21 protein-coding genes are annotated in these 20,085 nt (G+C 46.0%); 20 read left to right on the forward strand and 1 reads right to left on the reverse strand.

What is annotated here, in order from left to right:
• Positions 1-230: 230 nt before the first annotated feature.
• The 16 genes from NI389_RS13910 to NI389_RS13985 all read left to right on the forward strand — a co-directional run bounded on the left by NI389_RS13910 (position 231) and on the right by NI389_RS13985 (position 13,595).
• The gene (locus NI389_RS13910; protein ID WP_308360456.1) at positions 231-1,121 is read left to right on the forward strand and encodes a baseplate assembly protein; all 891 of its coding nucleotides are present in this window, start codon (positions 231-233) and stop codon (positions 1,119-1,121) included.
• Positions 1,118-1,960, forward strand: coding sequence for a phage tail protein I (locus tag NI389_RS13915; protein ID WP_308360457.1), 843 nt, complete (start codon positions 1,118-1,120; stop codon positions 1,958-1,960). Before NI389_RS13910 ends, NI389_RS13915 begins: the two co-directional genes overlap by 4 nt.
• A 228-nt stretch (positions 1,961-2,188) precedes the next feature.
• The gene (locus NI389_RS13920; RefSeq protein WP_308360458.1) at positions 2,189-2,752 is read left to right on the forward strand and encodes a phage tail-collar fiber domain-containing protein; all 564 of its coding nucleotides are present in this window, start codon (positions 2,189-2,191) and stop codon (positions 2,750-2,752) included.
• A 19-nt stretch (positions 2,753-2,771) separates the two neighbouring features.
• A complete protein-coding gene (locus NI389_RS13925) occupies positions 2,772-3,542 on the forward strand; it encodes a hypothetical protein (protein ID WP_308360459.1) in 771 nt (256 codons plus the stop codon).
• Between the two features lie 16 nt (positions 3,543-3,558).
• Positions 3,559-3,843 carry a hypothetical protein gene (locus NI389_RS13930; RefSeq protein WP_308360460.1) on the forward strand — a complete coding sequence of 95 codons (285 nt, stop codon included), beginning with the start codon at positions 3,559-3,561 and terminating at the stop codon, positions 3,841-3,843.
• Between the two features lie 72 nt (positions 3,844-3,915).
• Positions 3,916-4,482 carry a hypothetical protein gene (locus NI389_RS13935; RefSeq protein WP_308360461.1) on the forward strand — a complete coding sequence of 189 codons (567 nt, stop codon included), beginning with the start codon at positions 3,916-3,918 and terminating at the stop codon, positions 4,480-4,482.
• A 4-nt stretch (positions 4,483-4,486) separates the two neighbouring features.
• Positions 4,487-5,176, forward strand: coding sequence for a phage baseplate assembly protein V (locus tag NI389_RS13940; RefSeq protein ID WP_308360462.1), 690 nt, complete (start codon positions 4,487-4,489; stop codon positions 5,174-5,176).
• A 1-nt stretch (position 5,177) separates the two neighbouring features.
• Positions 5,178-5,375, forward strand: coding sequence for a hypothetical protein (locus NI389_RS13945; RefSeq protein ID WP_208842603.1), 198 nt, complete (start codon positions 5,178-5,180; stop codon positions 5,373-5,375).
• Between the two features lie 9 nt (positions 5,376-5,384).
• The gene (locus NI389_RS13950; protein WP_308360463.1) at positions 5,385-5,720 is read left to right on the forward strand and encodes a GPW/gp25 family protein; all 336 of its coding nucleotides are present in this window, start codon (positions 5,385-5,387) and stop codon (positions 5,718-5,720) included.
• Between the two features lie 93 nt (positions 5,721-5,813).
• Complete coding sequence (locus NI389_RS13955; protein WP_308360464.1) at positions 5,814-7,148, forward strand: phage tail sheath C-terminal domain-containing protein; 1,335 nt, start codon at positions 5,814-5,816, stop codon at positions 7,146-7,148.
• Complete coding sequence (locus NI389_RS13960; RefSeq protein ID WP_308360465.1) at positions 7,148-7,657, forward strand: phage major tail tube protein; 510 nt, start codon at positions 7,148-7,150, stop codon at positions 7,655-7,657. Before NI389_RS13955 ends, NI389_RS13960 begins: the two co-directional genes overlap by 1 nt.
• A 3-nt stretch (positions 7,658-7,660) precedes the next feature.
• Positions 7,661-7,918, forward strand: coding sequence for a phage tail assembly protein (locus NI389_RS13965; RefSeq protein ID WP_308360466.1), 258 nt, complete (start codon positions 7,661-7,663; stop codon positions 7,916-7,918).
• Positions 7,919-8,137: 219 nt separating this feature from the next.
• Positions 8,138-11,863, forward strand: a complete 3,726-nt coding sequence (locus NI389_RS13970) for a hypothetical protein (RefSeq protein ID WP_308360467.1) — start codon at positions 8,138-8,140, stop codon at positions 11,861-11,863.
• A gap of 47 nt (positions 11,864-11,910) precedes the next feature.
• Positions 11,911-12,363 carry a phage tail protein gene (locus NI389_RS13975; protein WP_308360468.1) on the forward strand — a complete coding sequence of 151 codons (453 nt, stop codon included), beginning with the start codon at positions 11,911-11,913 and terminating at the stop codon, positions 12,361-12,363.
• A gap of 8 nt (positions 12,364-12,371) precedes the next feature.
• Positions 12,372-12,584 (forward strand): tail protein X, encoded by a 213-nt coding sequence (locus NI389_RS13980; RefSeq protein ID WP_208842610.1) that lies wholly within the window; start codon positions 12,372-12,374, stop codon positions 12,582-12,584.
• A gap of 3 nt (positions 12,585-12,587) precedes the next feature.
• A complete protein-coding gene (locus NI389_RS13985) occupies positions 12,588-13,595 on the forward strand; it encodes a phage late control D family protein (RefSeq protein ID WP_308360469.1) in 1,008 nt (335 codons plus the stop codon).
• A gap of 298 nt (positions 13,596-13,893) precedes the next feature.
• Here the strand turns inward: NI389_RS13985 and NI389_RS13990 are convergent, their stop codons facing one another.
• Positions 13,894-14,784 carry a DMT family transporter gene (locus NI389_RS13990; RefSeq protein WP_308360470.1) on the reverse strand — a complete coding sequence of 297 codons (891 nt, stop codon included), beginning with the start codon at positions 14,782-14,784 and terminating at the stop codon, positions 13,894-13,896.
• 171 nt (positions 14,785-14,955) lie between these two features.
• Here NI389_RS13990 and NI389_RS13995 point away from each other — a divergent pair, with 171 nt between their 5' ends.
• The 4 genes from NI389_RS13995 to NI389_RS14010 all read left to right on the forward strand — a co-directional run bounded on the left by NI389_RS13995 (position 14,956) and on the right by NI389_RS14010 (position 19,988).
• The gene (locus tag NI389_RS13995; protein WP_308360471.1) at positions 14,956-15,903 is read left to right on the forward strand and encodes a homoserine O-succinyltransferase; all 948 of its coding nucleotides are present in this window, start codon (positions 14,956-14,958) and stop codon (positions 15,901-15,903) included.
• A complete protein-coding gene (locus NI389_RS14000; RefSeq protein ID WP_308360472.1) occupies positions 15,893-16,948 on the forward strand; it encodes a homocysteine S-methyltransferase family protein in 1,056 nt (351 codons plus the stop codon). Before NI389_RS13995 ends, NI389_RS14000 begins: the two co-directional genes overlap by 11 nt.
• 11 nt (positions 16,949-16,959) lie before the next feature.
• Entirely contained in the window at positions 16,960-19,593 is a 2,634-nt protein-coding gene (gene metH / locus NI389_RS14005) for a methionine synthase (RefSeq protein ID WP_308360473.1), read from the forward strand.
• A 212-nt stretch (positions 19,594-19,805) separates the two neighbouring features.
• The gene (locus NI389_RS14010) at positions 19,806-19,988 is read left to right on the forward strand and encodes an alternative ribosome-rescue factor A (RefSeq protein WP_308360474.1); all 183 of its coding nucleotides are present in this window, start codon (positions 19,806-19,808) and stop codon (positions 19,986-19,988) included.
• Positions 19,989-20,085 lie beyond the last annotated feature (97 nt).

A 20,085-nucleotide genomic window follows, 5' to 3' on the forward strand; every position in this document is an offset into this window, starting at 1 on the left:
GTCAGGAATGACCTGTTTAAGGGCCAAAAAATCCTTAAACTACCTCTAAGCTTGAGAGAGCTTAACAACACAGTTATCCCAAATGAAAGCCAACGTTATGTTGGCTTTTTTCATGGAGGAGGACAACGTGCAGATTTCCATGCTCCAAAGCGTTGTACTCGGGATTCCCTTTTCTAAGTTTTCCTTAAAAAGGTAGCTCGAGTCGATGCTTTTTTATTCGTGAGATTATCATGCAAACGACTCGATTATTGGACATGTCTACGGTACCTGTACCTGACAGTATTTCACTGCTGGACTTTGAAGCAGCGCTGGCTGAACTTAAAAATCAGCTCACATCAAAACATCCTGACTATGCGGATGCATTGCAGTTTGAATCAGAGCCGATGACGGCGCTTTTAGAACTTCTGGCCTACCAACGTTTAGCTGTCGAAGCTCGCATCAACGACGCGGTCAAAGGCACAATGTTGGCCAGTGCACAAGGTCGGGATCTTGAAGGGATTGCCGTACGATATGGGCTTAGTCGAGCTACGGGTGAAACGGATACGCGTTTTCGAACTCGTGTACAGCAAGTGTTCGAAGGTTTAAATACGGCTGGCAGTCTTCAAGCCTATCAATTTCATGCACTCAATGCCGATCCATTGGTAAAGGATGTACACGTTATCAGTTTACGTCCTTGTGAAATTGAAGTGACCATACTAAGTCATGAGGGGAATGGTGTGCCGTCAAAGGCACTGCTGGATAAACTTCACATATACTTTGGGCTCACCTCGGATGGCAAAGAAACGCTAGGAACTCCCTCGCATGTCAGGCCATTAGGCGACCGCGTGTTTATCCGTCAAGCGAAAACACGTTTATTTGAGGTAAAGGCTCAAGTGCAACTGGCAGCGGGACCGTCTCAAGCGGTTTTGGAAAAGCAGTTAAACGCCGCAATGACTCGTTATCTTGCCGTACAGCATGGGTTGGGTAAGCCAATTACGTTGCTAGGCTTATATACGGCGTTAAATCATACCGGCGTCATCAATGCAAAATTACTTGAACCACGGAATGATATTCTGACCAATGCGGACGAAGTTGCGGTGTGTTCGAACCTCCAAATAAGCTTTAGCAAAGAAAGTTTATGATGAAAAAGAATTTTCAGACGTTATTGCCGTCAACAGCTGGTGGCGTACTAGCAACATTATGTTCACTGCTACAAACGCCTGAAATTGAAGACCGAATTAAGCAACTCTGGGATCCTCACGAATGTCCGGAGGATTATTTACCTTGGCTTGCGTGGGCACTGTCAGTGGATGAATGGGATGATAAGTGGTCGGATGCGGTAAAACGTGAAGTCATCAATCAAGCCTTTTCAGTACATCGTTATAAAGGAACACCCGCCGCGATTGAACAGGCGCTGGCGACTCTAAATATTGAAAGCAATATCAAGGAGTGGTGGGAGCTACCGGACGGAACTCCGGGCACGGCAACGGTTTGGGCACTCATTAATGATAACTTAGGTAATACGGCCGAAGGTCTCTTGAGTAAAGCGATGCTTGAGCGTATCCAACGGATCATTGCGATGGTCAAACGTGGTTCAATCCATGTTGACTTAAAGTTAGGTCTGTCATTGAAAGAAACAGTAGGTGTTGCTGCATTTACTCAACCTTCGACTGCGTTGATGAATTTAGAAGGGCAGCTCAGTGCGGTGCTCCCTGATGAAACAAGGTCAGGGGTCGGTATTACAGGCGGGTTTCATAGCCATTACGCTTGTCGAGACCAGGTTGCCGACGGGTTAGGGGTGGTACCTGATCCTCTGAATGCAACGTTTTATTGTGATGGCGTACTTAAGCAAACCCATCTGCACGAACGAGTAGTTGCCGGCAGCGGGGTGTCACCAGACGAACTGAGTGGACGAGTGGCAGTGGGTATACTTGTGACTCGCTGTCAATTGCAACACTTTGATTTTATTGGTTCGGCGTAGTTACACACTCATCGCTTTTTTGTCTTAAAAGTACGTACGAAACAGCGAAAGCGGTCAAATTTGACCGTTTTAACATTCAATAAATCAGTAAGATACACCTAAGCTGAAGAAAAGACAGTAAGTACTAAATCCAAGGAAGGATTCCCGTGAAGCCCATGCCTATAACGCGTGGGCTTTTTATTTCATCGAAGAGAACACAGCAATATTGCTGTAGCGAAGGAGCGAAGTATGTCAGCACTTACGCTGCAATTTACACAAGCCGGCCTAGACGCACTGCTCAGTGCGAAGTCCCAAGGACTGCGAGGTCGCATTAGCCATATGGCGTTTGGTGATGCCGCGTATGCCCCAAGCAAAACGCAATTGGCACTAAAAAGTGAAAAAGAACGTGTTGCTATTGCCGACAGCGACTACAGCGACGGAGAAAGCAGCAGTTTAAAAATAGCGGGCAAGTTTGATGCCCCACTTGAATACGCCATTCGTGAGATAGGTGTTTACCTCGATAGCGGCGAGCTGGATGCGGCAGGTAAGCCAAAGCTGATCCTGCTGGGAGTGTACTCGAAGCCGAATACCACGCTTGGTTATCGCACCCCCGACGTCAAAGTATTGCAATGGTTAACGTTAAGTTTGGCGCAGTTGCCGAGCGATAGCGTTGAAGTCTCTCTTGGGGTGGACAACCTAAATCTCATTTTGGATAAGGAATTGGCGGATCTGACCTATGTTCAAGTGCAAACACTGCATCGTCAATTACAGCAAGAAATTCGTCTCGTCGCGCTCGAAAAAGCGTTGGCTTAGCAAAATTTAAGGATAATCCATGTCTGAAAGTAATTTACCAATTAGTGAACGTCTCTCCCGAGTCGCAACGGCCGCAGATCAACTCACTGCCACCGTACAAGGGCAACTCGGTAAGATTGATAAGCAGGTTGATGCCAAGAGCAAAGAAGTTGACCTAGTCATTCAAAAAGCGCAACAAGATATTAATCATTATTTATCGGCAGCTCGAGGAGAATATTCTCATATTTTGTTAAGTCGAAATCAGCGAATGGAGCCTATGGGACAAAATGCTATTACTGGGTTTAACACCATCTATTTAGATAAGTTTGAAGTAATCAAAGAAGCGACAATTCACGCTTCTGCTCAAAATGACATTGATCATACTGGAAACGGCGTAGCAAAAGAGTTTCGTGACAATGTCTTTAGTGGTTATGTAAATGGTTATTTCAACATTCTGCGACTGAAATGGCTTAGTAACGAGATAGGCCATCCATCTCGTTTTGATGATAACTGGTCTTCCGGTTATCAACAGGGATCTATTTCTACTGGTTGCTACTTAAAAGTGGTTGCTGGCAAATTAGGTGGAGCATTAAAGCCTTATGTGAATTATAGCAATGATTGGCAGTTAATGGGTATGCGTCAATCTTTAAATGGAGCCGCTTCAGCGTTTTATGCACCGCATTCTAAATTGACTTTTGAAGGCGAAGGAGAAGCCCTTATTTGTTTATTTGGTACGGCTAGCGGTTTTGTGAATTTTGAGAATAAAGAATGGGGTATTTACCCCGAATTTGCTCGTCCAGCATTAACTTGATCAAAAGGATAAAACGATGAAAGTGTTGCATAACAATCAACTCGTTGCGATTTTGGGAGACGTTTTAACGTTAGATCAAGTTTCGCAGTACTTAGATAACCTCAACATTGAAATACCCATTGGTGAAATTAGATTAGAATATTCTGATGAAGAGGCTGAGATAGCAAGAAAATCAGCTTATCAATTGGAATCAGACCCACTCTATATGGAATGGCAGTTTGACCAAACCGACGAAGCCAAGCAACGTTGGTTGGCTAAAGTCGCTGAGATCAAAACTCGCTATCCATTCCCATCACTCTAACCTCTTCGGGCGTTTCGTCCCTTCATTTTTCTTGGTGCATTTTGCGCCACGCGTTTATACACAGAGTACACCATGAACCAACGTAGCTCCCTTGTACAACACGTACTGGCGCGTCTTACTTCAGGTCTAACGTCGAGTGCCACAGTTAGTTTTCTGTCGCAGTCTGTTGAGCCTGATTTGACTCAAAAAGCGCAATTGCTGGTACACCCAGTTAGTGAACACCAAGCGTCGGATTTGCAGGCAAAAGGAACTGACAAAGGTGTCAGCGATGGGCCTGTACAAAACAAAAATTTGTATCCAAATCCACTCAATCGTCGTTTGCTGACCTGTCATGTTGAAATTCGGCTCAAGGATGCCGATGGGATGCTCGCGTTTAGTCGGCTGGACACGCTGATAAGTGAATGTGAGGCTCTACTTGATGCGGACGAAACGCCCAACCCTTGGCAGTATTTTATCCCATTGCGGGTTGAGTTTGTGTTTAACGAAGATAACGCACATGTTAATGCAAAAGCGTTGTTAGTTTGGCAATTTTACTACCAAATCGATTCTCCTCCGGAAGCATTATCACCTGCAATTAAAGAAGTTTATCTCGGCCCTCAAGGCGAAGCGCATTGGCTTATCGCGACGGTTAAGGAGTAGCGCTATGTTAGCAAATGAACATCAAAGTGCGCTTGCGCTGAGTGATCTGCAGCATCGCCTTACCAAGTTGATCACTATCGGCAAAATCGCAGAAGTTGACTACGAAAAGGCGCTGGTACGTGTGAAATTAGGTGCTTGGACGACCGCTTGGTTACCTTGGCTGAATGCCCAAGCAAACAATGACATCACCTGGCAAGCGCCTGAAGTGGATGAACAAGTCATTGTACTTGCTCCAGGTGGCGATACCGCTCAAGGGGTGGTGCTTGGGAGCCTATATCAACAGCGCTTCGGTGCTGCGCAAACAGACGTCCCCGTTGAAAAACGGGAACATGTTCAACGAGTGAAATACCAAGATGGCTCCATTATTGAGTACGACAGAGAAAGTCATCGCTATTTAATCGACATTAAGGGTGATGACGCAACGGTAGACATTATTTCAGCAGGGACGCTGAATATTTTGACTGAAAAGGATATTCGCGTTGAAACCAAAGCGAATGCAAAAGTATTTGCGACGGCAAATGCCGAAGTGACGGTTGATGGCAATGCCGCGGTGAAAGTCGCAGGTGACGTGACCGTTGACGGTGCAACGATTAAGTTGAATGGCGGCTCACCTTGTGTGACGACCGCACACATTTGTCACTTTACAGGCTCACCACATGGTGACGGGTCATCGACAGTCTCAGCGGGGAAATAACATGGCATTAAGCGCAGGTGCATTAGAAGGCTTAATTAAAGCCGAATTACAAGGTCAAGGATTTAAGCTTGAAGGTGAACACGCGTTTGCTGGAAAGTTGGCCACGGCGATTGCAAATGCGGTCGTGGCGCATGTCACTTCTAGCGCACAAGTGCCGGTAGCAAGCGGTTCTAGTGCGGGCATGTATAGCGTGGTCTAAGGAATACAGATGATTGGTATGAACGCCAAAACGGGCAAAGCGTTGTCCGGCGTAGAACATTTAAAACAAAGTATCCGCGATATCGTCACGACACCACTTGGCAGTCGAGTGATGCGTAGAGATTACGGTTGTGGGCTCTTTGAGTTAGTTGACAGACCTTTCTCTCATTCGCTTGTGGGCGATATTACGATGTCCATCGCCAATGCTCTGGAAAAATGGGAACCCAGATTTCGGTTAGATGGTGTTTCGGTGCATCCGGCAGGCGAAGGAAAATTATCGATCGCAATCAATGGACTCTATCTCATCAATGGTGAACCGGTACTTATTGAAGGTATTCAAGTTTAGCCATTTTTATTCAACGTAAACACATCAAAAAGCCACGCCATCGCGTGGCTTTTTTCTTAAAAAATAAGACATAACCTAAACAAGGAGATCCTTATGTCGCAATTTCTACACGGTGTAGAAGTCATTGAGGCGCAATCTGGTACGCGTCCTATCAAAACCGTTAAAAGCTCAGTAATCGGTCTGATTGGTACAGCGCCTTTTGCCGATGCGGAAGCGTTTCCGCTTAATACACCAGTGCTAGTGGCTGGTAAACGAGCTGAAGCGGCTAAGTTGGTTGACCCAGAAAATGCGGATTTTAAAGCATTACTGGCTGCAAAACAGGATGCTGAGATTGCTAAAGAAATCGCAGCACAAGAAGCGGCGCAAAAGCGCACATTGAGCGATGCGGAGAAGAAAGACATTGACACGAAACTTCGTAAAGCGATTACGACAGTTCCGTTTGTTAAACAAGGTACGTTACCTGCTGCTATCGATGGTATTTTTGACCAAGCTGGTGCTGCGATCGTTGTCGTTCGTGTAGCTGATAACGCCGACGAAGGCTTAGTTATGAGTAGCATGGCGGCGGGCGTAGACAGTGAAGGCGCGTATACGGGTGTGGCTGCATTCTTAGGTGCAGAATCTATTCTAGGTGTCACGCCTCGTATCTTGGTTGCACCTGGTTATTCGCATCAACGTCCAAGTGGCAACAAGAACCCTGTGATCTCAGATATGGTTGGTGTCGCTGAGCGCCTACGTGCAGTGATCATTGCAGACGGTCCTTCAACAACGGATGAAGAAGCAAAAGCATACCGTAAAGATTTTGGCTCACGTCGTGTGTTTGTTGTCGACCCTGCGGTAAAAGTATTCCGTGACGGTGAAGCTGTAGTTGAACCTTCTAGTTCACGCGTTGCAGGTATGATTGCCAAATCAGACAACGACCGTGGTTTCTGGTGGAGCCCAAGTAACACTAACATGAATGGTATTGTTGCAACTGAGCGCGCTATTGACTTCCAACTCGGTGATGTAAATGCTCGTGCTAACCTGCTGAATGAAAATGAAGTAGCGACGATTATCCGTCAGAACGGCTTTAAATTATGGGGTAACCGTACGTGTTCAGATGACCCGAAATGGGCATTCCTATCTGTGGTGCGTACTGCGGACATGATCAACGATTCGTTACTTCGTGCTCACATGTGGGCAGTTGACCGCAACATCACGAAAACATACATCGAAGATGTGACGCAAAGCGTTCAATCTTATTTAGACAGCCTAAAAGCTCAAGGCGCTATTTTAGGTGGTCAAATTTGGGCTGACGCAGACCTAAATACACCGGCCAATATTCAAGCAGGCAAAGTGTACTTTAGCTTCGACTTTACACCTCCAACACCTGCTGAACACATCACGTTCAAGAGCATTCTAACAAACAACTACCTTGAGGAAATCGTATAATGGCCATCTCTCCTAAAATTCTTAAAAAATTCAAACTGTTCGTTGATGGTAAAGGTTACTTAGGTATTGCGGATGAAATCACGTTACCGAAAGTGACGGTAAAAACACGCGAAATTACATCTGGTTTCCAAGCGCCGATTGAACTGGATGTAGGTCAACTTGAGAAGCTTGAGGGCACCATTACTCTGCTTGAGTACAACTCAGATGTAATGAAGTTACTGGGCGATTGGAGCGGTGCAACAACACCTCTTACGGCACGTGGTGCAATCCAAGCACAAGGCTCTCAGCCAGAAGCTGTTGTTGTTACGCTAGAAGGCTTCTTTAAAGAAGTGGACATGGGTAACTGGAAAGATGGCGAAGAAGCGAAGCTAACCCTGCAATACGCAGTTCAAAAATACAAGCTGCAAATTGGTCAGGACGTTATTTACGAAATCGACCTATATAACGACACGCGTCTTATCAACGGCAAAGACCATATGGCAGCGCTTCGCGCAGCAATCGGAGCGTAATTCATGACTGAAATCATTAAACTGGCATTTCCATTTAAGGTCGATGGGCATGAGTATGCCGAACTGACAATGAGACGACCAAAAGTACGTGATCGTTTGATGGTGGATAAAGTGGATTTAAGTGAATCTGAGAGCGAAATCCGCTACTTCTCAAATCTTTGTGAAGTATCGCCTGATGTTATCGAAGAATTAGACTGGAGCGACTTTGTTAAATTACGCGAGCAACTCCAGGCTTTTCTCGTATCCCGCCAGGCCGTTTAAAAGCCATGGTGATCGCCCTGGCTAAATACACCGGGTGGGGACTTGATGAACTGACGTCATTGACCGAATCAGAATTGCATAGCTGGTTCGAAGCTGCCGTCGAGTTCAAACATGCGACTGAGGCGGGTTAACGCGCCTTACGGTCAGGCCACCTTGGCCTGACCGTTCCTCCCTTTTTGTTTTTCATTTCAGAATAACCCTGCATTCCTAGGTATCGCTATGACTCAACAGGACCCATCAGCACTCTCTGTTGCGCGCAACAAAGTCAAAGATGTACTGCCAGCACAGCCCGCTCACGCGCAAATCACCGCACAACTTGGCGGACTTATTTCGCAGTTACTAAATAATCAAACTAAACAAAATCAAGATATTAACGTCTTTGTGAACGCGATGTTGACTCAGCAAAGTCAATTAAGTCAGCTCATGAAGACACTACCCGCTTCGCTGTCTATGCAGCAGGCATCGGTTTCGATGAGCGCACCGGATTTAGGGAGCGCAGCGACTACATCAACGGTTGATACGACCGCTGCAAGTTTAAGTGGAACGGCAGAAAAGCGTGAAGGGACTGCAAGCATCGAAATGAATGCGAACAGTCCAGAGGTATCGGTATCAACAGAACTGAATACCTTGCAAAAGCAAATTCCTGAAGTCATTAACAATATCGACCTAAACGCGGTCAATCAGTTGATTGCACAGCAAATTCCGGCGCTTTCGCAATTAGATTTAGCCGCTTCATTAAAGCCGGATTTAACACAAATAACGGATGCTTTGCCCAATTTACTGCGTGCAATCGGCCTACCTGAAATGGCCGCTACACTTAATGAGTCGTTGCCTGCACTAAGGCAATTAGATGGCGACGCGTTGCTCGCGGGTGACATTCAACAGCTGCTTCAAGTCAGTCCGGAAGTATTCAATGCGGTAGGACTATCTTCTGCCGCAAATATCATGACAAAAGCATTACCAGCGCTCCAGCAGCTAGACGGACACACTCTTTTGTCCACCGATTTATCGGCGCTATTAAAGGTAAGCCCTCGAGTACTCGAGGCTATCGGCTTAGAGAGTAGCGCCGATGTGTTACAAAAAGCGATTCCAATACTCACACAGTTGGACATGCCAGCACTGGCGGATGGTCAATTAGGGTCGTTACTTGATGCGGCTCCTGAAGTATTACGTGCACTAGAATTAGAGCAAAGTGCCGATAAGCTGAGTGCGGCGCTACCGGCATTAAAACAATTAGATCTCAAAGGCATTGTGTCAGGAGATGTGTCTAGTTTAATGCAAGCCGCACCTCAATTGCTTAGTGCGTTGGAGTTTGATGAAGCGGCGAACACGCTGAATCAGGCTCTGCCAGCATTGCAAAAATTAGACCCTGAGGCACTACTCAAAGGTGATTTAAAGAGTTTACTCGATGCAGCTCCCGAGTTGTTGTCAGCATTCGGTTTACAGGATGCTGCGGGACTTATTGAACGTCATGCGGGCGAGCTCAGCAAGCTCGATGTGAAAGGGTTAATGGCCGGTGACTTGTCATCATTGCGCCATGCGTTACCAAGTCTGTTTGATGGTTTGAGCCAAGGTCTTGGCCTTGAAGGGTTAAGTGCTGATCTCGGCGATGCGGTTGCAACGTTGATTGAGAGCAACGATAAAACAGTTAAAAATGCAAAAGGCCGAAAAACATCGGCACGTAAGAAAGCAAAATCGCGCCAAGCTAAAAAAGTAAAGGGTCAACACGCAGACGAGCCTGATAATAACACATCTGTGGCTGAGTTAACGGATACCACAACACGTAGAGATACCGACTCAAGACCAAGTCGAAAGCCTACCTCGCGCAAAAAGCACCTAGGCCCAAAACACCGTAAAGGAAAAGCTGGGGCCGTGATGCAAGTTGCTGGCAGCGTGATGGATATCATGCAACTTGGAGGGCTTTTCAGCGCAGATGATAGCGACGCATCATCTGCCTCTCTTGGAAGTGTCTTTGCGGATTTAGGCGAATCTGTTCCATCAGGCGAAAAAAACTCAAGCAGCAGGAAAAGGACGAAAAAAGGCGGCACAGTAAGTAAAGCTGCTAAAAACGCCAAAGGACAAAAGCTCGGTAGCAAGGCCAACCTTGGAAAAGGCGCAGCGAAAGGCAGTTGGTTGAAGGGGTTGGGAAAAAGCCCAGTAGCAAAGGTGTTGGGTAAAGCCTCTGGTCCATTAAACGCTATTCTCGGTGCTGCGGATATTGCTGCCACACTTAACGATGACAGTCTGACCAAGGCGGAAAAAGCTCAACAGATTGGGGCATCCGCAGGGAGCATGGGTGGTGCAATGGCTGGCGCTGCTGCTGGGGCTGCAATTGGTTCAATTATACCAGGAGTCGGCACGTTAATCGGCGGTGCGGTGGGTGGTATTATCGGTTCCTTTGGCGGTGAATCGCTTGGCGGATGGTTAGGCGGCATGCTAGGAGGTGACGACACTGAACAATCCGAAGTCAAGCAGGGAGAAAGTAGGCTCGAACCATCTTCTGAGAAAGAATCATCTGGGCTTGCTGCCCTTTCTGAGCTGCAATCGACAGACTCGCCTCAAAACAGCGCTACGGTACCAAATGCGTTGTCCATCGTGCCAAAAAATCGAGGTCAATCGAGAAAAGACAAACGCAACGCAGCAAACAAAGTATCAACTAAATCTAAAGCGTTATCGAAAGCCAAATTAGGGCAAGGCGCTCAGGCAATCAAAGGCGAAAACGATGAACAAGGCGAAAAGAAGTCGGGTTCGTTAGCCAGTGGATTGTTTTCAATTGCAGGGAAAGCACTACCGGGTGTGAGTGCGATTGGCGCTGGGTGGTTGGGCAGCGTGTTGTCGCCAGAATCTAAAGCGGTCACGAAAGCCAAATCAGCGAATAAAGCCAAATTGGCGCAAGGCGCTCAGGGAATCAAAGGCGAAAACGATGAACAAGGCGAAAAGAAGTCGGGTTCGTTAGCCAGTGGATTGCTTTCAGTCGCGGGGAAAGCACTACCGGGTGTGAGTGCGATTGGCGCTGGGTGGTTGGGCAGCGTGTTGTCGCCAAAGTCTAAAGCGGTCACGAAAGCCAAATCAGCGAATAAAGCCAAATTGGCGCAAGGCGCTCAGGGAATCAAAGGCGAAAACGATGAACAAGGCGAAAAGAAGTCGGGTTCGTTAGCCAGTGGATTGCTTTCAATCGCGGGGAAAGCATTACCGGGTGTGAGTGCGATTGGCGCTGGGTGGCTGGGCAGCGTGTTGTCACCAGATGAAAATACGGCTGGTACGGAAGGGGACCCTTCCGCAGACAGTGGCCCTTTATCGTTTATTAAAAACAAAGCGATTAATCCGTTTAACGCCGTTGCAAGCACCATGTCTATTTTGGCAAATCAACGCGGAAACAAAAAAAGCCCGATTCACGCTATTGCAAAAGTCGGTAGTTGGGCTGGTGATGCATTGAATTGGCATACCGCATTTAGTGCGGCTAACGACGATTCAATGTCTACAACGGAAAAAGCTGGTGCTGTGAGCAGTACTTTGGGTGGTATGTATGCTGGAAAGGCGGCTGAAGGTGCTCTGGGCAAAAGCAAAAATCCAGCACTTCAAGCTTTAGCACCTGCTGCAGGATTTCTGGCAAATGGTGTGGTTGGCGGCGGTATCAAGGCGCTTTTCGGCTTAGGCAAAAAAGAAGAACCTGAAATTCGCGCGAGTTCTGCGGAGTTTCCTTCGTCACTTTCACCTGAGGCGTTGACTGACACCAGCACAAATAAAGCGGCTCTCGACAGTACGAGTGGATCATCGACATCAGCTCAAACGAACCAAGTGACTGTCAATGCCAATATTACCGTCAACGCTGGGCCTAATGCACAACCTCAGGATATCGCTATTCAAATCAAGCAAGTCTTAGAGCAACAACAACAGCGTGCGATGAAGGACGTTCAGGCGCGTTATTATAATTCTGTGGCGTAGGTATCCTACGCCCCAAGCAATCCATCACATATTTTTGAGGTAATACGATGGCAAAAGTGAGCCACGCCAATTACATGATGCAATTGGGGAGCTACAAATTCTCAGTGAGCAGTGCCGCATTTCATAAATTGAAATATGACAGTGAATATCGTTGGGAAACGCTCTCTGCACCGACGGACAAAAACAGTCCCGTGATGCAATTCAATGGTGTCGGTGAGCAATCTCTAAATTTAGAGGGCACGATTTACCCACAGTTAGTAAGTAATGGCTTAAAGCAAATGGATTTGATGCGTGAAGAAGCTGCAAAAGGTGAGCCTTTGTTGCTTGGGTACGTAGAAGAAAGCGGTAACACCAGTCCGAGCGTGGGGCGAGTGATGGGGAAATGGGTTATTTGCTCTATCGGCGAGGAGCGCACGTTATTTTTTAATAACGGCATTCCTCGCGAAATTAATTTCACTATGACATTAAAGCGCTATGACGAGCGAAAGCAGTCTAAGTAGGAGTAAGTATGAACGGAGTGCATTACGTGACACGTGACGGCGACGTATTGGATTTGATCTGCTGGCGCCACTACGGACGTACGGCGGGGATTGTCGAAAAAGTATTAGAGGCAAACTACGGTTTAGCCGCACTTGGGCCTATTTACCCAGAGCAAGTAACGATTTTTTTGCCTGAACTACCCAAGCCAAAAACCAAGCAGGTCATCAATATTTGGGATTAATGAATGGATTTACAACCACATTTTTCCATTACCGCGAATGGTAATGAAATTGCCGAGTCGCTACGGGAACGCATTGTCGAAGTGGTGGTGACCGAACGGACCGGGCTTTTGAGTGATACTTGTTATATTAAATTTGATAACCTCGGCAAAGCACCTATCCAGCTGCCAAAACAAGGCGACAAAGTTGAAATCGCGATTGGCTATAAGCAAGGATCTGAGGACGGCAATGCGCCGCTAAAATCTCTAGGATTCTTTGAAATTGGTGAATTTAACTTGAACGGTCCACTTCGGTCACTTGAACTGTTCGGCAATAAAGTCCTGTGGCATAAAGGATTCAAAACGCCTAAACAACGTTCTTGGCCTGAGACTCCTGAGCCGCTACAAAAACTCAAAGACCTAATCGATAAAATTGCTGGCGAATATGGTCTTGATGCCAAAGTCGCACCTGAATTTGAAGCAACTACACTTGCGCAAATAGAGCAGTCCGAAAGTGACATGCAGTTGTTGTCTAAACTCGCCGACCAATTTGATGCCGTCATGAAAATAACCAACGATAAGCTGATCTTTATGCCAAAAGGTACAGGCAAGTCGTTGAGTGGCAAAGATCTCGAAAAAATCGAGCTCGATAATTCAGAATTGTTAAATTGGAGCCTAAATCGTAGTTTCTACAAACAAGTCGGTGAAGTGTTCGCCTACTACCATGATTTAAACACCGCGGAGCGAGTCGAAGTAAAAAGTGGCAGTGGTGATCCCGCTCTCGTCTTGCCTTACTTATTTGCAGATGAAGCGACAGCAATGGCGGCGACAAAAAGTAAGGCAACAGCGTTAACTCGTTGTTTCAATACGCTGACTTTATCCATAATTGGCAATTCAAATTTATCAGCAGGTCAAGCGATTCGTGTCGTCAATACCGACTCAGAGGCGGATGGAAATTGGTATGTCAGTGCGGTGACTCACGGCATCGATCAACAAGGTTTTCGCAGTCAACTCGTCTGTGAATCATTGAGTTAAAAACTCACGGTGAAAGAACAGACATTCTAACGCTTTATCACTCTTTTTTTGGTTTACATCAACCAGACGTTAAACGGTGATGTGAACCGTGCATCCTTCCTTCTCTTGTGCCTATACGGCATAAGCTTCCCTTCAAAAGTCATTCCCGTTTGGTTTATATACTAATCGAAAGTTGTACGGGAAAGTCTCCTTTCTCCATATGGGCCACCCCTGCTTGTTCAGGGCTCTGGCCTCCTTTCCAACGAACGCTTCCAACCTATTCGAATACGAATTGTAATTTTTTAGTGGCAGACGATATTCAATGTGGCATAAAAATAAGTACAACCCCTGAAAATGCCAATAGACCGCCTATTACCATGCTGCGCGTTAATCGATTACCTTGACAAAAGGCGATAGTCATCACAATCAGTGGCGAGGTCGCAAACAACGTTTGCGCAATAGCGGGATCGGTAAATTTTACCGCGATGAACTGCAGCCAAACGCCCAAAAAAGTCCCGAAGAAGATGGCAACAACGAGCCAGATTTTATTGCTTACACCACGTAATGAAAGCGCATTTAAAAGCGAGTGATGACGTAACAAGGCAATCAGCATTCCGATAACAACTGTGCCGCTAAGTAGACGAATGAGCGCTGCCCACCACGTACTGTATTCTCCATAACTTACCGCTTGCTTTGTGAGAACCATACCTAATGCTTGGCAAAACGCGGCAGTTAGGGCAAAGGTAATACCCATCAGGTAGCTTTTGGGCATTACATCATGCTTGTCGTCAGGATAAAGCGCAATAACGACCCCAAGCGTTGTTAATGTAATGGCCAGATAGCTTTGTACTGAGAGATTCACGGAAAAAAACACGTAGTTTATAAGCACGACGAACATAGGCGCGAGGGACTCCACCACCAAAGTACGTGCAGGACCGAGTAATTTGAGTGCTGCAAAATAAGCACTGTCACCAACCGCTATGCCTATCACACCACTGAATATCAACCAAAGCCATGTTTGTGGTTGAGAGGGTAATGCCATGTCTTGGGTTACGAGAATAACACTCAACATGAGCAGCGATGCGAGCACGCCTTTACTTACATTTAATTCAAAGGCGCTTAGCTGGTGGGAAAACTGTTTGTATAAATAGGTAGAAAACGCCCAACTGAATGCCGCTATAAGTGCAACAGATTCCCCTAACAATGACATGATCATTCTTCTTTTTCGTCGTTCAATATTTCACATTGCGATTATATACAGAAGCAAAACACAATGAAGGGTTTGAATCAGGTTAAATCATATGGACGTCCATACATCTAGAGGTTGAAAATTTTCCATTTCCCGTCATAATGTCGGGTATATCAACCTTGGGAGTGATCTATGCCAATTACCGTAAAAGACGATTTACCTGCCATTGCAAAACTTCGCCATGAAAATGTCTTTGTTATGCCTCAAAGTCGAGCGCTGACGCAGGAGATCCGTCCGATGCGATTGGCTATTTTGAATTTGATGCCCAATAAGGTTGAAACAGAAGTACAATTTATTCGTCTACTTGCCAATACACCGCTGCAAGTGCATGTTGATTTATTGCGACTCGATACGCATCGAAGCTCTGAAAATTCAGAACAGCACTTAGACATGTTCTACCGCTATTTTTCAGATGTGAAAGACCAAAACTACGATGCATTAATTGTGACGGGCGCACCACTTGCTCATTTAGAGTACGAAGACGTCATCTATTGGCAAGAGCTATGCGAATTTTTTGATTGGGCAGAGCATCACGTGACCTCAACGTTATTTTCGTGTTGGGCAGCCTACGCGGCAATCTATCATCACCATGGAATTAAACGTACTTTGCGTACAGATAAAATAAGTGGTGTATTTCAACACCATTGTTATTTCAATCATGGTGCGCTCACTCGAGGTTTTGACGATCATTTCTATGTTCCGCATTCTCGTTATGGTCATATTGAGAATGCTCGATTTAATGCAAGCAAAGAGCTCGTCGTGCTGGCGGGCTCAGAGGAAGCTGGGGCCTATTTAATTAAAAATCAGTCGGGCAGCCAAGTGTATATTACAGGTCACCCTGAGTACGATGCGGATACGCTAAAAAAAGAATACGAGCGTGATTTAGCCAAAGGGCCGAATGCGCCAAAACCACTGCATTACTTCCCGAATGATGACGTCACAATCACGCCCTCTAAGGCATGGCAAAGTCACGCCTTTTTATTATTCTCGAACTGGTTAAACTACTACGTATATCAAACCACGCCGTATGACATTAATTTGGTTAGCCAAGATGTAAGGACTAACAACTATGCAGAATAAACTCACCACCCTTGTTGAGTCACTTAAACAACGCATTCTCATTCTGGATGGTGCGATGGGCACGATGATTCAGAAACACAAATTCGAAGAAGAAGATTACCGTGGTGAGCGCTTCAAAGACTGGCATGTGTTGGTGAAAGGGAACAATGATTTACTGAGTCTTACTCAGCCTAACGTCATTGCCGATATTCATCGCCAATATCTTGAAGCGGGTGCAGACATAATCGAAACGAACACCTTTAATTCGACCACCATTTCAATGGAAGACTACGAAATGGCCGCACTCAGTCGAGAAATCAACGTTGAGTCTGCGAGACTTGCACGTCAAGTGTGTGATGAGTTTACCGCAAAAGATCCAAGCAAGCCGCGCTATGTAGCCGGTGTTTTGGGTCCAACTTCTAAAACGTGTTCTATTTCTCCTGATGTGAATGACCCCGGGTATCGTAATATCACATTTGATAAATTGGTGGATGCATATGTCGAATCTACTCTGGCCTTGATGGAAGGTGGCGCGGATTTGATTCTGATTGAAACGATTTTCGACACCTTAAATGCGAAAGCAGCCGCCTTTGCGGTAGAAGAAGCCTTTGAACAAGCGGGTCGTGCTTTGCCAGTAATGATCTCGGGCACCATCACCGATGCGTCAGGGCGTACACTATCGGGCCAAACCACAGAAGCCTTTTACAATTCGATTCGTCATATAAAACCTATCTCAATTGGTTTAAATTGCGCGCTCGGTCCAGATTTGTTACGTCCTTATGTTGAAGAACTGTCACGTGTTTGTGAGACGTTTACCTCAGTGCATCCTAATGCGGGTTTACCAAACGAATTCGGTGAATATGATTTAGAAGCTGATGAAATGGCAAAAGAAATTGTCGATTGGGGTAAAGAAGGTTTTATCAATATCGTTGGTGGCTGTTGTGGTACTACACCAGAGCACATTCGGGCATTTGCAAAATTACTCGCCCAGATTGAACCACGCCCATTGCCTGAAATAGAGCGCCGCATGCGCCTTGCGGGTTTAGAAGCCTGTAACTTGAATTAGGAAATTGAAGTATGAGTCAAGCGACAGCTATTTTTACAAACGTCGGTGAAAGAACCAACGTAACCGGATCGGCACGATTCAAGCGCTTAATCATGGAAGGGGACTACGAAACCGCATTGGAAGTTGCTCGTGAGCAAGTTGAAAGTGGCGCACAAGTGATTGACATCAACATGGATGAAGCCATGTTGGATTCAAAGGCGGCAATGGTAAAGTTTCTAAACCTCATTGCCTCTGAGCCTGAAATTTCGCGCGTGCCTATCATGGTCGACTCTTCGAAATGGGATGTCATTGAAGCGGGTTTAAAGTGTATTCAAGGCAAGGCCATCGTTAACTCTATCTCGTTAAAAGAAGGGATTGAGCCGTTTGTACGCCAAGCCAAAATTATCAAGCGCTTTGGTGCGGCTGTGGTGGTGATGGCGTTTGATGAAAAAGGCCAAGCTGAAACGGCTGATCGTAAGTTCGATATTTGTGAGCGCTCTTACCGCATTTTGGTGGATGACCTGGGCTTTCCGCCAGAAGACATTATTTTTGACCCGAATATTTTTGCGGTGGCAACGGGGATTGAAGAACACGACAACTACGCGGTTGAATTTATTGAAGGGACGCGCCGCATCAAGAAACATTTGCCTTATTGTAAAATTTCGGGCGGTGTGTCGAATGTGTCGTTTTCATTCCGTGGTAATAATCCTGTACGTGAAGCTATTCACTCTGTGTTTTTATATCATGCAATCCAAGCAGGTATGGACATGGGCATTGTTAATGCGGGACAGCTTGCGGTTTATGATGACATTCCAGAAGAGCTACGCAACGCGGTAGAAGATGTGATCCTCAATCGTGATGCGGGCGCGGGTGAGCGCTTGGTTGAATTGGCGCCGAAATACTCAGGTATGGCACAAGCCGAAAAAGTCGAAGACCTAGAATGGCGTAGCTGGCCTGTTGCTAAACGTTTAGAACATGCGCTCGTTAAAGGGATTACAGAATACATTGATGAAGACACAGAAGCGTGTCGTCTTTCGTTTGCCAAGCCAATCGAAGTCATTGAAGGGCCGTTGATGGACGGTATGAACGTGGTCGGCGATTTGTTTGGTGCAGGTAAAATGTTCCTGCCACAGGTAGTCAAATCGGCACGCGTCATGAAGCGCGCGGTCGCTTATCTCGATCCCTACATTCAAGCTGAAAAGCAAGGTGGTTCGAGTGCAGGTAAAATCGTCATGGCGACTGTAAAAGGCGATGTGCATGACATCGGTAAAAACATCGTAGGCGTTGTTCTGCAATGCAATAACTACGAAGTCATTGACCTTGGCGTGATGGTGCCAGCTGAAAAGATCCTGCAAACCGCAATTGATACGAACGCCGACATCATTGGGTTGTCGGGCCTCATTACGCCGTCACTCGATGAAATGGTGCACGTAGCAAAAGAAATGAAGCGTCGTGGTTTTGAGTTGCCGTTATTAATTGGTGGCGCGACAACATCAAAGGCGCATACCGCGGTGAAAATTGAGCCTCAATATGATAAAGGGGTGGTGTATGTAAACAACGCCAGCCGAGCGGTTGGTGTAGTCTCAAGCCTTTTGTCGAAAACACAGAAGCAACCTTTCCTTGAGAGAGTGAAAGAGGAATATGTGGTGGTGCGAGACCAACAAGCACGGAAAAAACCACGTACAAAGCCAGTTAGTATTGAAAAGGCACGTGATAACGCTTTAGCTTTAGATTGGAAAAACTACACCCCACCAGTGCCAGCGAATTTGGGCATTACGGAATTTAGAGATGTGCCCATTGGCACGCTGCGTCAGTACATCGATTGGACGCCATTTTTCATGACATGGAGCCTTGCGGGTAAATATCCTCGCATTTTGAGCGATGAAATTGTGGGGGAAGAAGCTACGCAGTTGTTCAACGATGCGAATACGATGTTAGATACGCTTGAAAAAGACGGTTCACTGCAGCCGCTTGGTGTAATTGGTTTATTCCCTGCGAATCGTGTAGGGGATGACATTGAAGTTTACACTGACGAGTCTCGGACCGAGCGATTAGAACTTGCGTGTCATTTACGTCAGCAAACAGAGAAAACGGATTTTGCAAACTATTGTTTATCTGATTTTGTTGCGCCAAGAGGCACGCCTGATTACCTAGGTGCATTCGCCGTTACGGGTGGCCTTGAAGAAGATACGCTTGCCGATGTCTTTGAGCAGCAACAAGACGATTACAATAAGATCATGATAAAAGCGGTCGCAGATCGGCTGGCAGAGGCCTTTGCTGAATATTTACACGAACAAGTACGAAAAGTGTATTGGGGTTATTCAAAAAATGAGTCACTCTCAAATGAAGAGCTTATCCGTGAAAATTATCAAGGCATTCGTCCAGCTCCTGGTTATCCTGCCTGTCCTGAACATACGGAAAAGCAAAAAATTTGGGACTTATTAGACGTTGAATCACGCATTGGAATGAAGTTAACGAGTTCTTATGCAATGTGGCCTGGCGCTGCTGTATCGGGCTGGTATTTCTCGCACCCTGAATCAAAATATTTTGCGGTTGCGTCTATTCAACAAGACCAAGTTGAGGATTACGCAACGCGGGCGAACTTGAGCCTCGCTGAAGCGGAGCGGTGGTTATCGCCAAATCTTGGGTACGAACCCGACGCTTAATCCCTTGTTTTTAAAAACGCAGCTTGCTGCGTTTTTTTCTATTTCCCTATTGTATTTTGCTTTTCTCTTATCAATAATGCGCAGCGTATTTTTGGTGAAGATTTGTACTAACCTAATGCGGTACTTATTTTCAGATAAAGAATAGGGCTCCATCGATGAACATCGTGTACGCCTTTAATAGCAAACTTAAAAAGAACCAACTCGAGGAAAAGATGAGTAAAAAAAATAAAATGGTCCATGATCATAAACGTGGTGAGATTAAAGATAACGCGATGAAAGCGCTTGTGACCAGCGTCCTATTTCAGAGCAAAGTGGAAAAAGCGAAGAAAGGTAAGGGGAGCTATTCACGCGCTGCAAAGCATAAAGGCCAAGTGCCTTATTTAATGGCTGCTTAACGTTTTATTGACTGAGCTGACATCAAATAAGGTATTTAGGGTAAAGTCGACGTACCACGTCTAAAAAACAAAACCAGTATAAATAAAAAAGCCCACG

The sequence above is a fragment of the Pseudoalteromonas xiamenensis genome, assembly GCF_030994125.1.
GTDB classification, from domain to species: domain Bacteria; phylum Pseudomonadota; class Gammaproteobacteria; order Enterobacterales; family Alteromonadaceae; genus Pseudoalteromonas; species Pseudoalteromonas xiamenensis_B.

Excerpts from the sequence above, each read along its gene's own strand:
- NI389_RS13910 (WP_308360456.1), top strand. The coding sequence starts at position 231 with ATGCAAACGACTCGATTATTGGACATGTCTACGGTACCTGTACCTGAC.
- NI389_RS13915 (WP_308360457.1), top strand. The coding sequence starts at position 1,118 with ATGATGAAAAAGAATTTTCAGACGTTATTGCCGTCAACAGCTGGTGGC.
- NI389_RS13920 (WP_308360458.1), top strand. The coding sequence starts at position 2,189 with ATGTCAGCACTTACGCTGCAATTTACACAAGCCGGCCTAGACGCACTG.
- NI389_RS13925 (WP_308360459.1), top strand. The coding sequence starts at position 2,772 with ATGTCTGAAAGTAATTTACCAATTAGTGAACGTCTCTCCCGAGTCGCA.
- NI389_RS13930 (WP_308360460.1), top strand. The coding sequence starts at position 3,559 with ATGAAAGTGTTGCATAACAATCAACTCGTTGCGATTTTGGGAGACGTT.
- NI389_RS13935 (WP_308360461.1), top strand. The coding sequence starts at position 3,916 with ATGAACCAACGTAGCTCCCTTGTACAACACGTACTGGCGCGTCTTACT.
- NI389_RS13940 (WP_308360462.1), top strand. The coding sequence starts at position 4,487 with ATGTTAGCAAATGAACATCAAAGTGCGCTTGCGCTGAGTGATCTGCAG.
- NI389_RS13945 (WP_208842603.1), top strand. The coding sequence starts at position 5,178 with ATGGCATTAAGCGCAGGTGCATTAGAAGGCTTAATTAAAGCCGAATTA.
- NI389_RS13950 (WP_308360463.1), top strand. The coding sequence starts at position 5,385 with ATGATTGGTATGAACGCCAAAACGGGCAAAGCGTTGTCCGGCGTAGAA.
- NI389_RS13955 (WP_308360464.1), top strand. The coding sequence starts at position 5,814 with ATGTCGCAATTTCTACACGGTGTAGAAGTCATTGAGGCGCAATCTGGT.
- NI389_RS13960 (WP_308360465.1), top strand. The coding sequence starts at position 7,148 with ATGGCCATCTCTCCTAAAATTCTTAAAAAATTCAAACTGTTCGTTGAT.
- NI389_RS13965 (WP_308360466.1), top strand. The coding sequence starts at position 7,661 with ATGACTGAAATCATTAAACTGGCATTTCCATTTAAGGTCGATGGGCAT.
- NI389_RS13970 (WP_308360467.1), top strand. The coding sequence starts at position 8,138 with ATGACTCAACAGGACCCATCAGCACTCTCTGTTGCGCGCAACAAAGTC.
- NI389_RS13975 (WP_308360468.1), top strand. The coding sequence starts at position 11,911 with ATGGCAAAAGTGAGCCACGCCAATTACATGATGCAATTGGGGAGCTAC.
- NI389_RS13980 (WP_208842610.1), top strand. The coding sequence starts at position 12,372 with ATGAACGGAGTGCATTACGTGACACGTGACGGCGACGTATTGGATTTG.
- NI389_RS13985 (WP_308360469.1), top strand. The coding sequence starts at position 12,588 with ATGGATTTACAACCACATTTTTCCATTACCGCGAATGGTAATGAAATT.
- NI389_RS13990 (WP_308360470.1), bottom strand. The coding sequence starts at position 14,784 with ATGTCATTGTTAGGGGAATCTGTTGCACTTATAGCGGCATTCAGTTGG.
- NI389_RS13995 (WP_308360471.1), top strand. The coding sequence starts at position 14,956 with ATGCCAATTACCGTAAAAGACGATTTACCTGCCATTGCAAAACTTCGC.
- NI389_RS14000 (WP_308360472.1), top strand. The coding sequence starts at position 15,893 with ATGCAGAATAAACTCACCACCCTTGTTGAGTCACTTAAACAACGCATT.
- metH (WP_308360473.1), top strand. The coding sequence starts at position 16,960 with ATGAGTCAAGCGACAGCTATTTTTACAAACGTCGGTGAAAGAACCAAC.
- NI389_RS14010 (WP_308360474.1), top strand. The coding sequence starts at position 19,806 with ATGAGTAAAAAAAATAAAATGGTCCATGATCATAAACGTGGTGAGATT.